The sequence below is a fragment of the Synergistales bacterium genome, from assembly GCA_021736445.1.
GTDB lineage: Bacteria > Synergistota > Synergistia > Synergistales > Aminiphilaceae > JAIPGA01.
In genome coordinates, this window is the sequence record JAIPGA010000023.1 from 15,651 (window position 1) to 29,667 (window position 14,017).

The following is a 14,017-nucleotide window of genomic DNA, read 5'->3' on the forward strand; positions in this document are numbered from 1 at the left end:
CAACCACCCCCCCCTCCACTGCGGCAGGGGGGTTTTCACTGTGAGGGGGATTGAGATGCCACAGGCTGGTACGTTAAAGGGAGACAGGCTCCCGAAGGCGGTAATCGCCGTCCTGGCTTCAACCGGCATGGCAATAATGCTTTTTATCATCGCCTTTCTGCTCCGCGAGGGGGTACCGATACTGCAAGAGGCGACCTTGGGGGAGATTCTCACCGGGGTGTACTGGTACCCCACCTCCGACGAGCCGGATTTCGGCATGCTGCCGCTCATTCTCGGTTCGATCTCCGTGACGCTTCTCTCCTCGCTGCTCGCTATTCCCATCAGTATCTGTCTGGCGATCTTCCTCTCCGAGATCTGCCCCAGGGGAGTAGGCGAGCTCTTCAAGCCGGTGCTGGAGATCTTGAGTTTTTTCCCTTCCGTTGTCCTTGGTTTCCTCGGCATGATGTTGATCGCTCCGTGGCTGCAGCAGACCTTCCAGCTCTTTTCCGGCCTGAATATGTTCAACGCCTCTGTGCTGATGGGGATCATGATTGTCCCCATTATCTCCTCGCTGACGGAGGACAGCCTCTCGGCGATTCCCAAGACCCTCCGTGATGCCTCCTACGCCCTGGGGGCCACCAGGATGGAAACGGTCCTCAAGGTGGTTGTGCCCGCCGCACTGCCGGGCATCCTGCAGGCCTGTCTTCTCGGGATCATGCGGGCCATCGGCGAGACGATGGTCGTCCTCATGGCCGCCGGCGGAGCCGCCGTGATTCCACGTTCCATCATGGATCCCGTCCGCCCGCTGACCTCGACCATCGCCGCCGAGATGGGGGAGACGCCGGTGGGATCAGTGCACTACAATGCGCTCTTTTTCATCGGCGTGTTGCTTCTGGTGATGACGCTGTTGATCAATCTGCTGGCGCAGTGGATCGAACAGAGGGGAAAGAGGTGGCGCTGATGGCACGGGTAACGATGCGCAAGCATATCGACGGTGTTTTCACGTGCATGATGTGGATGATGATGTTTGGTCTTATCTCTTTGCTTGGGGGCCTGATGCTGTTTCTGATCGTCAAGGGAGCCCCTGTGATCAGCTGGGAGTTCCTGAGTCAGCCGCCGCGGGACCAGATGACAAAGGGTGGGGTGTTGACGCCACTTGTTGGTTCCGTACAGCTGGTGCTGGTCTCCATGGCCTTCGCCTTCCCTCTGGGTGTGGCCACAGCGGTCTATCTGGTGGAGTACTCCAGAGACGACTGGTTCACACGGTTCCTGCGCCTGGCGATCCGCAGTCTTGCCGGCGTGCCTTCCGTGGTGTTCGGCCTCTTCGGTCTCTCCTTTTTCGCCGTCTTTCTGCATTTCGGCTCATGCCTGCTTTCGGCAGGGTTGACGCTTGGCTGTCTGGTGCTGCCCGTTATTGTGGGGGCCACCGAATCGGCGCTCAAGAGCGTTCCCAAGAGCTATCGCGACGCCTCCTTCGCCATAGGCGCCACGCGCTGGCAGACCATCTACAAGGTGGTTCTTCCCGCAGCATTCCCTTCCATCATTACGGGAGGGATCCTCAGCGTTGGCCGTGTCGCCGGCGAGACGGCGCCGATCATCTTTACGGGTGCGGCCTTCTTTGCTCCGGAGATCGCCAGAGGGCTCTTTCAGGAGGTCATGGCGCTTCCGTACCACGTCTACGTTCTCGCTACCGCGGGAACGCATATCAAAGAGACCATGCCGATCCAGTACGGCACGGTGCTTGTGCTCCTGATGTTGGTGCTCGGCACGACCATGATCGGGATTCTGTGGCGTGCACGGCTCCGGATACAGCGACAGAGACAGACGCAATAGATGAGCCCGGTGGAGGGGTGGAACATGCCAATGAATTCCAGTGAAGACACAAAGATTATCTCCAGAAACCTCAATCTCTACTACGGAGATTTCAAGGCACTGAGTGATATCAATATGGGGGTTCCGGCCAAGGCGGTGACGGCGCTGATCGGACCTTCCGGTTGCGGAAAGAGCACCTATATTCGCTGTCTCGACAGGATGAACGACTTTATCCCCTCCTGTACCATCGAAGGAGAGGTGCTGCTGGATGGGGTGGATATCTACGGTCCTGCCATGGACGTTATCAAGCTGCGAAGGCGGGTGGGAATGGTTTTTCAGGCTCCCAATCCCTTCCCCAGTTCCATCTGGGAGAATATCGCCTATGGCCCCAAACTGCACGGCATCAAGAATCGGGAGAAACTCAACGAGATTGTGGAACAGAGCCTGAAAGGAGCAGCACTCTGGCAGGAGGTCTCTGATAAGCTCCATACCCCGGCGCTTGCGCTCTCCGGCGGGCAGCAGCAGCGGCTCTGCATCGCCCGGGCGATTGCGGTGGAGCCGGAGGTGATCCTCATGGACGAGCCCACCTCCGCGCTTGATCCCCTCGCCACTGGACGGATCGAGGAGCTCGTCAGAGAGCTCAAAGAAGAGTATACTGTTGTGATCGTAACACACAACATGCAGCAGGCGGCCCGTATCTCCGACATTACCTGTTTCTTTCTGATGGGGGAACTCATCGAAACAGGTCCGACCCAGCAGATGTTTACCTCGCCAACCGATCAGAGAACAGAGGACTACATCACGGGACGGTTCGGCTAGACATGAACAGTATTCCAGCTTTTGCCCAGAGGGGGGAAGGGTAATGCAGCCGATCAATACACGCAAAGCCTTCGACGAGAGCCTGAAACAGCTCGAATCGGATCTGTTGCAACTCGGCAACATGGCGGAGGATGCCTTCAGCAAGGCGATCTGGGCGCTCACCAAGCAGGATGTGCAGGTGGCCCAGGAGGTGATCGATGGGGACGATGTGCTGGATGACATGAATACCCGGATCGACAACGAATGTCTCCAGATCATTGCCCGGTACCAGCCTGTAGCACTGGATCTGCGGCGGGTTTCCGCAGCCATGCATATGGCGGTGGACCTGGAACGGATCGGCGATCTGGCGGTGAATATCAGCAAATCGGCGAAGCGTCTCTCCGGGACGACCTATATCAAGCGGCTGCTCGATATCCCCAGGATGTCGGACCATCTCAGGGATATGATCGATCTGGCGTTGACCGCCTATGTTGAGCGGGACAGCGACAAAGCGCAGCGGGTCTGCCAGATGGACGATATCATCGACGATCTGCACGAGCAGATCTTCCGGGAGCTCGTGGTGATCATGATGGAAAAGCCCAAGACCATCGAACAGGCCACGGAGCTGCTCTTTGTAAGCCGCACCATTGAGCGGGCCGGGGACCACGCCACAAACCTGGCGGAGCACACCCTGTACCTCACCACCGGCACAATGAAGCGTGCCTCGGACATACGACGTCCCAAACCGGAGTCCGAGCAACAGAAAGAGGGGTAGGTGTTCGTGCCAGGCCAACGCATCCTTCTGGTAGAGGATGAGGAGGCCCTCGGGGACCTGGTGGCTGAAGGGTTGAAACGACACGGTTTTCTTGTGGAACGGGCCGCGGATGGGGATGCCGCGCTTGACATCGTGGAACTCTCGCCGCCTGATCTGGTGGTCCTCGATCTTATGCTTCCTCAGATGGACGGGTGGGAGGTCTGCAGGCGGATACGGCAGCAGCCCGATACGAAGGATCTCCCTATTATTATTCTGACTGCCCGGCGAGAAGAACGAGATGTCATTGCCGGTCTCGAACTCGGCGCCGATGACTATCTGAAAAAACCCTTTTCCATGGCGGAGTTGGCTGCGCGTTCAAAGGCTCTGCTACGCAGGATGGAACGGAAGCCCCAGGAGAGCGAGCCGGTTCTCTCGGAGGGGCCGCTTTCCTTCGACAGAAATGCGCGGATGTTTCAGAAAAGCGGTGACTACATCGAGCTGAGCCCCACGGAGTACGCGCTGCTGGAACTGCTGATGCGCAGGAGAGGGCAGGTGGTCCCCCGGGAGGATCTCCTGATGAATATCTGGGGCTACTACGGCGGGGATACCAGAACGGTGGATGTCCATGTTTCCCGCCTCCGGAAGAAGGTGGAGCCCGACCCGGAGCATCCCGGTCTGATCCACACTGTCCGCGGACGCGGATACAGATTGAAGTGGGAACAGCCTGATGAACCGGATCAGAACTAGGATCATAGCGGCTATCCTGTTCAGTCTCGCCGTGGCGGGAGCGTTTTTCTGGGGTCTTGTGCCCGGGCTGATCCCTGAGGCTATCGGAACCGTGGAAGCGGAGCGCTGCAGACGGCAGCTCCATGCGCTTTCGGAGGAGATACAGGGGAAGACGGAGACGCGGCAGAAACGGATTCTCCAACGGCATGCCGAGATCTGGCAGGCCGTTTTTCTTCTCCGGAACGACGGGGACACCCGTACCATGACTGTCGCGCCACAAGAGATGGATGCCGGGGTCCGGGTCGACCTCGGCCGTCGGATCGTGGAGAGGCTGGCGGACGACCAGCGTGGTGTCTTCGTGCGTCAAGGCTGGATCCTTCTCGGCACGTTCGAGAGTGCTTCCGAGCCGGCGCCCGTTCAACTGGGAGTGGCTTGGTTGCTTCCGGGGGGAGGGGCGATCCCCGGGGCGCTGGGACGGAACCTCTTTGTTGCCCTCCTCGCGGCCGCCGGCGCGGCGGTGCTCTTCGGCGAGATCGCGGCGAGGCGGATCACGAAGCCCATCAATGCCCTCGCCAGGGCGGCTTCCCAGGGCCGTGCCGTGGCTCTTTCGCCGGGTACGGCGCTTCCTGATGCGGAAATCAGGGAACTGGAGACGGCGCTCCGGGGAATGGCGGAGCGCTACGAGGATACGATGCGCGAGCTGGAGGAAGAGCGGGCCTACCTGGAGCATATCCTTGCCTCCCTTCCTGTGGGTGTGCTGGTTGTGGGAAAGGACGACACGGTGCTCTATTCCAATCCGCCGCTGGCGCAGCTTCTGCGGATGGAGCCGAAAAAGGGATATCCCTTTCAAGGGGTGTTGCGTGTTCCGGACCTGGTCAACCTCCTGGAGGAAGCGACGCAGGGCAACGAAGGGATGCAGAGCGTTACCCTCAGGGAGGAGGCGCTGCGTCATATCGTCGCCCGGGCGGTCCCTGTGCGGGGAGGAGCCGTGGCGGTGTTTCAGGATATGACGGAGCGCCACCTTTTGGAGGAGTCGAGGAAGAATTTTGTCGCCGATGCGGGACACGAGTTGCAGACGCCCCTGGCGATCATCCGTGCGGCTGCGGAGCTGCTTATTGACGATGTCGAGCTTCCCGGCGACAGGAAGCGCTTTATCACCCGTATTCTGGAACAGCAGGAGCGCATGAGCGAGCTTGTGGATGATCTGCTCTTCCTTTCACGGGTCGAATCGGGGAAGGCGCTCCCTCTCAACCTTGGAGAGCAGATCGATCTTGTGGAGATCTGCACTGTCGCCCAGGGCGAGGTCGCCCTCCATCCCCTGGCGGGCAACATCCTCTGGGAGATGGAGCTGCCCGATGCGGCCCACCTCTATGGGTGGCGCGAGGGACTGTTGCGCTGTGTCACCAACCTTCTTGACAATGCAGTCAAGTATACCCACGAGCGCTACGGAGCAGACCAGGGCGGAAGGGTCCGCATTGTATTGCGTGCACGACCGGAAAACTGGGAGCTGCAGGTCTCGGACAACGGAACCGGTATCCCCAAAACCCAGCAGGAAAACATCTTTGAACGCTTCCGGCGGGGAGAGCCTGCAAGGGTCAAGGACAGCCGCACCAAAGGCGGCTACGGTCTGGGGCTTTCCATTGTCAAGCGCGTTTCCGAGCTCCACGGTGGGAGTATTGCTCTGGAAAGCTCCGATGCGGGCACAAGCTTTCTTCTCAGGTTCCCGAAGACGCTCTCTTCCAAAAACAACCGATAGAGAAAGGCGAAAGAATGTCATTATCCCCACACCGGCTGACGATGGTATGAATGGAACACGTCGGGCAAAAGGTGGTTTCCCGGAACGTTTCCTAGCAGCGGCGAATCGTGGCTTCTTGTAACTATTCTTGTTTCACTCGATCCCTTCCTCCCAAGAGGCGTGATCGTTTTGGCCCGTCGGCGAATAAATCTTCGCTCACTGCCTCCAAGGTTGACTATCGCTTCTTGAGTGTTAAGTTGCTCCAATCTGAAGGAAAGACAGATGGCCCCTTTACATTTCTCAGATTGGCATTACAATTGGCCTGTAAAACCAATGCTAGGTGGAGGGAAAATCTATGGCCAAAAAGCAGGAAAAGCAGCCCAGTCAGATTCGTGATTTGCGGAAAGCCCTCGGTTTGAATCAGGGAGAATTGGCGAAACTGCTAGGAGTATCGATAATTACCATAGGTAAGTGGGAGAAGGGTGGCGGGCAGGTCTCCCGCGGGAGCGGCCCGGCTGTCCTCAAGGCACTGCGGGGGATTCTCAAACAGGCCTCAAGGCCGGATAGTTTTATTGACCTTGGGAGGTTGCGCAAATACCTGAAGGTTGCGGCGAAAAAGGATCTCTTGCGGTACTATACGCAATTCTCCGACGAGCTTGACGGTGAGTATCTGGAAAGCATCAATTCCGGATTGCTTGTCGGAGTGCTGATGGGAATGCTCTATGACCTGCAGCTGGAAAAAGAGGGGAAGATCGCGCCGGGAAAGGTGATGGTCGAAGGGGAACAGACCGAGGAGACACGTTTCGAGACGATGTCCACGGAGGATCTGTTGAATCAGCTAACCATGTAGTTTCCTGTTAGGCAGACGTACAGCGAGGGCCGGTACGAGGTCCGTACCGGCCCTCGCTGTACGTGCATCGGTTGCCGGCACCGAAGGGTATCCGCGAAGCGGTGCGATGGTACAATCGGGGTAGTATGGCTGTGGGGGCGATTGCGTGGGACGGGAACAGATTATCTGGTTTCTTTCAAAGGATCTCCTGCCATGGGAGACAGTGGTGATACAGGGGTACATGGAGAATTGGCCGGAGGGTTCCCCTCCGCTTTGTATTGCAGCCGGTGAGACCAACGGGGCTGCCTTGCAGGGTGTCAAATGGGCGGGACTCGGCGGCTGGGAACGCTGGCTGTGGATAGCCGCCAGGGGGAAGCTGTGGCATGTTTGGGGACGGAAGCCAAGCTGGGTACGGGCTCTTTCTTTCCGTACCAGGGTGCTCCATACGCCCCTTGGGCGCCCCGAGACGCCGGGAGGGTTGACGCTTCCCCACGTTTCCGGGAGCGGCTCCCAGGCGGGAATCACTGTTGGCTTCGACAAAGAGATGCTCTGGAATATGCAGACAGAGATCCCGGAGCATGAAGATGAGAATCCGGGGGTTTTCGTGCTCTTCCCGTCGTTGCGGCGCTTGGCTGGAGGGGTGCGGGAAGCGCTTGCCCAGGTTGATGAGCAGAGACTCTACTGGATCCCTCTTGGCGCGGTGCCCAGGCACGGCAAGACCGTGTTGCCTCTGGATATGAGGATCTTCGCCTACCTTCGGGAAAAGGGGGGAGTGCTGGTTGTTCCCACCCAGCCGGGAATTTCCGATACCCTGCTGGCGGCACTCGCCGCGTTGCTTGCTGTTCCGACGGTATGCCCCTCCTCCCGGATCCTTGATGAAACATTGGGCCCGGCGGGGTATGTCCATGTTGCCGAGCAGAGTGTCCCGGCCTGGAGCAAGGCGATTGCCTGTGGAAGACGCGAGGGAGGACGCGCGGCAGCCGCCCAGGCCCGTCGAAGGCTGGGAGAATACAATAGAGCAGGCGAGACGGCTCAGGCGTTGAAAGCGTTCTACACGACTGTCGCCGGAGGGATTCGGCCGTGACGCTGGCTTCAGGGGTGTTGCGTCTCGTCGCTCGGGGGATGCAGCCGGGTATGAGAGAGATCCTGTTCCGCAGGGGGATAGGTTTTGTGCTCCGGTGGGTGTGGCGTCCCAGACATCGTGTCATGAGACACAACCTCGGACTGGCCTTTCCCAAGCGCAGCGTCCCGGAACGGCGGCGAATCCAGGCGGATGTGTATCGCCATTTGGCCGAAACGCTCACCGAGATCCTTTTGGTTGTCAAGGAGCCGCGGCGTGCTCTTCAGTGGATGACCTCGGTGGAGGGTGAATCCTATCTTGCCGACGCACTCCGGAGCGGGAGAGGTGTGCTGATTGTTACCGGACATGTGGGGAATTGGGAGTTGCTTGCCGCCTGGCTGGCGCAGAGGGGCTATCCGCTCCACGCTATCGTCCGCAGACAGAACGACCCGGAGCTGGAATCGGTGGTGGAATCACTCCGAAGGGGTGTGGGGTTGCGTACCCTTTCCAAGAAAGAGCATCTCAAGCGTGTTGTGGCGTTGTTGCGGCGGGGAGCCTTTGTCGGGATACTGGCCGACCAGCATGCCGGGGAACGAGGCGTACCCCTCCCACTCTTTGGGGTACAAACCCCGACGGCAGTGGGACCGGCGGCTTTGGCGAAGGTTGCCGATGTCCCGGTCATTCCGGTTTTTTCGGCACGCACTGGACCAAAGCAGCATTGCGTCAAGATTGGTCCCCCGCTTCACGTTGATGGTGGTTTGAACAAGGAAGAGATCTACCGAAGGGTGATGGGTGAGTACAATCATCTGCTGGAAGCGTGGATCAGTGGGTACCCGGAGCAGTGGCTCTGGCTCCACAGGCGCTGGCGCAGGGAAGGCCGGGCTGTCAATGTGGACGAAGGAGCGGAGCGGAGATGAGTCTTCTCTCGGGTTCCATGAAGCTGGTGGAATGCCTCGTGCAGCCTGGCCGGCGTGCGCGAATGACGGCTGCAGCCCTTGCGTTCCTCAGTTGCCGGATGCGGTACTGGGAGGATGTGGCTCTGCGGAATATGTGCATTGTCTTTCCCGAGAGCAGGCTGGAATGGCGGAAAGCCACATTGCAGAAGATGTATCGCTCGCTGGGATATATGGCTGTGGAGAATGCGTTACTGGCGAAGCAGCCTGCACTTGCGCAGGAGTGGGTTCAGGAAGTGCATGGAATCGATCGCCTCTACAGCGTACAGCGTGAGGGAAAAGGGGCGGTCCTGCTGGGCGGACACTTGGGAAACTGGGAGCTTGCCGCGGCCTTCCTGGTGCAGCGGGGGTTTCTGGTGTCTGCGGTGATGCGGAAGCAGCGTGATTCCAAGGTAAACGATATCCTTCACCGCTATCGCAGTCGGGCGGGAATGGGGGTGATCCCCCAGGAAGGAGTAATGCGGAAGGCCTTGCGGTGTCTGCGGGAGGGGCGATTCCTGGCACTTGTCGCCGATCAGCGGGCACGAAAAGCCCCCTACCAGGTTCCTTTCTGCGGCAGACCCGCTTCTACCCCAGCAGGTCCGGTCATCTTTGCCGTACGGGCTAATGTCCCTTTGATTCCTGTGATTTCCTATCGAAATGACCTCTTCCGTCATGAACTGCATATCGGTGAACCGTTGTGTCTCCAGCACGTTTCCTGTGCAGGGGAAGCTCTGTACAGAAATCTTCTGACCATGAACCGCTGTCTGGAATACTATATCCGACAACGGCCAGAGCAGTGGCTCTGGCCGTATCGCCGCTGGCCTCAGACTTTGCGGTCCGAGACGAGCTCTCCTCCGATGGCGTAGTTGTCCCGTTTCATCTCTTCAATGATGATGCGGACCTGCTCCCGTTTGACCGATAATGTAGAACAGATGGCTTGGGTCGTGTCCTCTACCAACGCGCGTTTCTGTTCATCCGTTCGGCCCTCAAGCATGTGCACTGTTACAATAGGCATAGGGATCACTCCTTTCATGGTGGAATCCTATGGGTCGCGAGAGGTAAAAACCACGATCTCATGGTACCACAGAGGAATCGTTTCAAAGATTGCGTGATTCCCCTGAGCGGTCGACTCTTGATCTGCGATACAATATCGGTAACTGAGGGCTTGTAGAGTTGTGCCCCTTGGGGTAGAGTTTCATTAGGGTAGTATATCGCCCGAAACGAAGCTGTCCAGTTGGGAAGTTGTTCCCATGTGACGGTAAGGGAGGTGGAGGAGATGCTCTTTGAATTGCTTTCGACAGGCGAAATGGTTGCGCTGCCGAATGAACCGATGCCCGGAGGGCTTCCGGAAGGTGTGGATCCGCGCGTTGTTCTCCTCGCTCCCTATAACAGAGCATTGGTCGGAACAGATGTGCTGGGCTGTTACGAACGTTGGCTCTGGGGGAAGCTTGGTTCTAGTGAGTGGGAAGAGGTCGCCCTGTACGATGATCTCTCAAAAGCGGTGGAGGTTTCGCTCTTTGGCAAGGTGACCATGAAAGAACACCTGGTTACCAGATTGCGGCACGAGCTCCTGGCGACGCTCTCGCCACCGGGAGAACACGATGTAACCGCGCTCATCCTTAGAGAGACGTTGAAGGAAGAGGAGAATTCCGTTCTGGCAACCCTCTGCCAGGATGAGGAGAGCCTGCAGGAGCTTGTGCAGGAAGACGAAATGCTGAGGACCGCGTACTGGGGTTTCCGTGTTGCGTTGCTCTGGGGCGGTCAGGATATGCTGAAACGTGTCAAAACCTGGCTGCGCCTTGCTCGGACTTCCTTTGACAGCGCCCTGCACCGGCCCCGGCTGTGGGTCTTCCTGACGGGGGAACCCGACGAGGCTTCCCTGAATGACTTGCTTTCAATCGGGTTTCGGGTGGAACCGCTGAAGGCACTGGACAGCGAGGACGCCAACCCTGCCGTACTCAAAGGGCCGGGAGGGTACATCATCCAGCTGTGGTATGAAGGAATGTCCCGCAAGGAAAACGACCGTCCCGCCGTGCCTGTACGGGTGTGGCTCTATCTGACATCGGAACTCTGGAATGATCTGCGCGGGAAGCGGGGCCTCTCGATACGTGAAATGGTGTTTGCGGCATGGGGGTATCTGGAGGCTCTTGACGCGGCGGCCCGCATGTCCCGGTATGGGCCCCATCCGCTGACCACTTCAAATAGGTGATCCTTCCATAGCGGCGAGGAGATCCAGCCGACAGGGCTGGGCCTCCTCTTTCGGTATGCTGCTGCGGGCAAGGCTTTTGTGAAGCGGCCATGGGTGGTAAACTGAAACTGTTCTTGACCTTTGGAGAAGTCGTGTCTTTCGGCAGCCCACGGTATTCTTGTGCAAAGGGGGTAAGGGCATTGCTTAATGTGGCAGAACTGTTTGAAGTCGGGACAACCTCGGAGCTGTACAAAACGGTTGAGATTGATGACGCGGTAGGTGATTTTTCCCCGGACCTGGAGCAATTTCTTTCGACTTCCGCCTGTGTGCGCGCTTCGGTTCTGGCGGCGATGAAGAGTACAGAGGATAAGCTTCCGGAAGGATATATTACCGTGGGCAGGGTTTTTGAACTGGAGCATCTTGAACCCACTCTGCTTGGAACGTCGCTGGTCTTCCGGGCGACACTCAAGTCGATAAACGGTAATAAACTCTTCTTTGAGATCGTCGCGGAAGACGGGCTTTCCGCTGTTTTTACAGCCCGCCACGAGCGTGCGGTTGTGAACAAGTACCGCTTGATGGACAGGGCGACGGAGCGTACTGAGAGGATCAAGGCGGAAAGCTGAGAAACCGCATAGAGGAAGAGCAGGCCCCGGTGATGTGGCCTGCTCTTCCTCTTATTCTGAAAAGGCCCAGGGGGTAGAGAACGATGAAGATCAGAGGGAAGCTCCTCACTGCGTTTCTGATTGTTGCCGGTATATGCGGTGCCGTGGGTTGGACGGGCTTGAATGGAATCCAGAGTGTCAACGATTCTCTGAAAGAGATAGGGCGGGTGCATCTTCCTGCGGTTGAGTATGCCATGATCAGTGCACAGGATGTCTCATCCGTAAAGGCGGCGCAAGGGGTCCTGCTGGATGTCAGCACAGGTAGAGAAGAGCGGGAGCGCCAGCTGGGGCATATCAAGAAGATGTTGCCCGAAATCGAGGATTATCTGGAAAGGTACCGCGGATTGCCCAGGACGGATATCGAAGATGAAGCAATCCTGGCCGACCTGGACAGCGCCCTGGCGGATTGGAAAAGTGGGGTGCTGGAGTTTGTCCAAAAGGCGGAGGAGTTCAATGAGCACGATATCCTGGATCCTGTGCGCTTCCGGGGAACCCTCAACGAGATTCTCAAGAGCCATTATCTATGGGTGTTGCAGCTGAACCAAACCGTCAACAGAGAGATACCGTTCAAAGGGGAGCTTGACCCGACCCAATGCGCCCTCGGGAAATGGATACAGACCTTCAAAAGCACCAACGACAGGGTGAACGAACTGATCGAAGCGATACATCCCTATCACAAAGCACTGCACAACAGTGCGCAAAAGATCAATGAGGCCCTTGCCGAAAGCGATCGTTCCGGTTCCCAGAGCCACGAAGAGATGCAGCGTATCCTTGAGGAGGAGACCTATCCGGCTCTGGAAGAGGTGCGTGCCATCCTGGGCGAGATGGAAGAGACCGCCAACCACCTTTATGCTGAGTACCTTTCCATCCAGCAGGCCAACGCCGGGAATAGCGAAAATCTGCAGGCAGTCAGCGGACTCCTCCGGAAGCTTGTTGATATCAACGAAGCGGCGGCCACCCATGAAGTGGAGCAGGGCGAGCAGACTGCGCGGCGTGCGGAACGCAACGCATTGATCGGGGTGATTGCCGGCGTCCTCCTTGCCGTTGTGCTGGGGCTGTTGATTGCGCGGATGATCGCCAGACCGCTGAACAGTGTGGTCGCTGCGGCAGAGCGGGCGAAAGGTGGCGATCTGACCATCGGCAAAGAGGATCTCCATGTCACAACCAGCGATGAACTGGGGGCGATGGCGAACTCCCTGCTTGCCATGATCGCGGCGCAACGCGAGCTCGTCCGGGGCGTCAAGCGCGAATCGGATGAAACCGTGAGCAGATCGGAATCCCTGGCGGCCCTTTCGGAGGAGACCAATGCCTCCATGGAAGAGGTGAAGAGCTCGATCGATGAGGTGGCAAAGCTTTCGGAATCCAATTCGTCGGAGCTGCAGCAGGCGAATGCCGGGATCGAGGAGGTCGCCAGCAATGCCCAGGACACGGCCAAATCCTCTGCAGATGGGGCTGAATCCTCCCGGGAAACAAACAAGAAGGCTGAAGAGGCCATAACGCGTGTCGAGGCGACGATTGCAGACATTGAATCGGTGAGCTCCACGTCGCAGGAGAACCGTGAAAAGATCGGCCGATTGGTGGACTCGGTCGACAACATCGCCGGCTTTGTCTCCACGATCACCTCTATCGCTGACCAGACCAACCTGCTCGCCTTGAACGCCGCCATTGAAGCGGCTCGCGCGGGAGAGGCCGGACAGGGGTTTGCCGTTGTGGCTGAAGAGGTACGCAAACTTGCCGAGGAGTCCAATAGAGCGGCTCGGGAAGTGAGCGATCTGATCGAACGATTGCAAAGCGAGGCCAAGGAGTCCATTGCGACCACCGAAGAATCGGTCAACATCCTCGGCAGCACGGTGGAGCGGGCGCAGGGGGCCAGAAAGCAGTTGAATGCGGCCATGGAAGAGATCCGCAAGATCGACGGACTCATGCAGTCCATTGCCTCGGCGGCCCAGGAGCAGGCAGCCTCGAGCCAGGAGATGGCCAGCTCTGTCGATCAGGTGGCTAAGGCCACAAACGAGGTTGTCCAGACGGTGGAAACCATCCGCAATGCGGCCGACGAAACGGCCCAGGCCTCCGAGAGTGTCGCTACCGAGGCCCAGGAGGTTTCGGCAGCCGCCGACAGGATGCAACAACTCCTGGAACGATTCAGGGTTGAGACGGGTTCCGGCCTGAAGCCTGCCGAGTAGGCGCCAGAAAGGGCATTGCCTGCAGGAGTGACTGTTCGTTTCCTCGTAGAGGAAACGGGGCACAACGAGGTCCCTCTGCGCTGTATCCTTGACGATCGACGCAGGGGGACCTCGTGTGTCCTGAACCATTGGGGGAGAGCGGAAAGAAACTCCTTCACCACCTTGGAGTGAAGCCGGCGGAGACATTGGAGCAGAAACCGCTTGACCGTCCCTCCGAGGAGTGGTATTATGCACCTTGTCGCTCGCGAGGCGGGTGGCTGACACGGCACCTTGACAAGGGATCAGTATGTGAGAGCGGAGCCTTGTTGATATTTTTTGAGAAGAGAGACGAACTCCATGGAGAGTTTGATCTTGGC

At 58.3% G+C, this 14,017-nt stretch carries 15 protein-coding genes; 14 read left to right on the plus strand and 1 reads right to left on the minus strand.

What is annotated here, in order from left to right:
- Positions 1 to 55 precede the first annotated feature (55 nt).
- From pstC to K9L28_05500, 10 genes are all read left to right on the plus strand, one after another.
- The gene (gene pstC, locus K9L28_05455) at positions 56 to 940 is read left to right on the plus strand and encodes a phosphate ABC transporter permease subunit PstC (GenBank protein MCF7935763.1); all 885 of its coding nucleotides are present in this window, start codon (positions 56 to 58) and stop codon (positions 938 to 940) included.
- Positions 941 to 954: 14 nt separating this feature from the next.
- Positions 955 to 1,812 carry a phosphate ABC transporter permease PstA gene (pstA, locus tag K9L28_05460; GenBank protein MCF7935764.1) on the plus strand — a complete coding sequence of 286 codons (858 nt, stop codon included), beginning with the start codon at positions 955 to 957 and terminating at the stop codon, positions 1,810 to 1,812.
- A 30-nt stretch (positions 1,813 to 1,842) separates the two neighbouring features.
- A complete protein-coding gene (pstB, locus tag K9L28_05465; protein ID MCF7935765.1) occupies positions 1,843 to 2,610 on the plus strand; it encodes a phosphate ABC transporter ATP-binding protein PstB in 768 nt (255 codons plus the stop codon).
- Between the two features lie 43 nt (positions 2,611 to 2,653).
- Positions 2,654 to 3,364: a phosphate signaling complex protein PhoU gene (gene phoU / locus K9L28_05470; GenBank protein ID MCF7935766.1), complete on the plus strand. Its 711-nt coding sequence runs from the start codon at positions 2,654 to 2,656 to the stop codon at positions 3,362 to 3,364.
- Between the two features lie 6 nt (positions 3,365 to 3,370).
- Positions 3,371 to 4,090, plus strand: a complete 720-nt coding sequence (locus K9L28_05475) for a response regulator transcription factor (GenBank protein MCF7935767.1) — start codon at positions 3,371 to 3,373, stop codon at positions 4,088 to 4,090.
- Positions 4,071 to 5,825 carry a PAS domain-containing sensor histidine kinase gene (locus K9L28_05480; protein MCF7935768.1) on the plus strand — a complete coding sequence of 585 codons (1,755 nt, stop codon included), beginning with the start codon at positions 4,071 to 4,073 and terminating at the stop codon, positions 5,823 to 5,825. Before K9L28_05475 ends, K9L28_05480 begins: the two co-directional genes overlap by 20 nt.
- 334 nt (positions 5,826 to 6,159) lie before the next feature.
- Positions 6,160 to 6,654: a helix-turn-helix domain-containing protein gene (locus K9L28_05485; protein ID MCF7935769.1), complete on the plus strand. Its 495-nt coding sequence runs from the start codon at positions 6,160 to 6,162 to the stop codon at positions 6,652 to 6,654.
- Positions 6,655 to 7,189: 535 nt separating this feature from the next.
- The gene (locus K9L28_05490; protein MCF7935770.1) at positions 7,190 to 7,717 is read left to right on the plus strand and encodes a hypothetical protein; all 528 of its coding nucleotides are present in this window, start codon (positions 7,190 to 7,192) and stop codon (positions 7,715 to 7,717) included.
- A gap of 50 nt (positions 7,718 to 7,767) precedes the next feature.
- Positions 7,768 to 8,610 carry a lysophospholipid acyltransferase family protein gene (locus K9L28_05495; protein ID MCF7935771.1) on the plus strand — a complete coding sequence of 281 codons (843 nt, stop codon included), beginning with the start codon at positions 7,768 to 7,770 and terminating at the stop codon, positions 8,608 to 8,610.
- 17 nt (positions 8,611 to 8,627) lie between these two features.
- The gene (locus K9L28_05500; protein MCF7935772.1) at positions 8,628 to 9,494 is read left to right on the plus strand and encodes a lysophospholipid acyltransferase family protein; all 867 of its coding nucleotides are present in this window, start codon (positions 8,628 to 8,630) and stop codon (positions 9,492 to 9,494) included.
- Here the strand turns inward: K9L28_05500 and K9L28_05505 are convergent.
- Positions 9,452 to 9,643, minus strand: coding sequence for a 2-hydroxymuconate tautomerase family protein (locus tag K9L28_05505; protein MCF7935773.1), 192 nt, complete (start codon positions 9,641 to 9,643; stop codon positions 9,452 to 9,454). The two genes, K9L28_05500 and K9L28_05505, sit on opposite strands and share 43 nt — an antisense overlap.
- 237 nt (positions 9,644 to 9,880) lie before the next feature.
- Here K9L28_05505 and K9L28_05510 point away from each other — a divergent pair, with 237 nt between their 5' ends.
- The 4 genes from K9L28_05510 to K9L28_05525 form a co-directional block, all read left to right on the plus strand.
- Positions 9,881 to 10,837 (plus strand): hypothetical protein, encoded by a 957-nt coding sequence (locus K9L28_05510; GenBank protein ID MCF7935774.1) that lies wholly within the window; start codon positions 9,881 to 9,883, stop codon positions 10,835 to 10,837.
- Between the two features lie 89 nt (positions 10,838 to 10,926).
- Entirely contained in the window at positions 10,927 to 11,439 is a 513-nt protein-coding gene (locus K9L28_05515) for a thioesterase (protein ID MCF7935775.1), read from the plus strand.
- Between the two features lie 83 nt (positions 11,440 to 11,522).
- Positions 11,523 to 13,661: an MCP four helix bundle domain-containing protein gene (locus tag K9L28_05520; GenBank protein MCF7935776.1), complete on the plus strand. Its 2,139-nt coding sequence runs from the start codon at positions 11,523 to 11,525 to the stop codon at positions 13,659 to 13,661.
- Between the two features lie 167 nt (positions 13,662 to 13,828).
- The coding region (locus K9L28_05525) for a hypothetical protein (GenBank protein MCF7935777.1) at positions 13,829 to 14,017 on the plus strand (189 nt) is incomplete at its 3' end.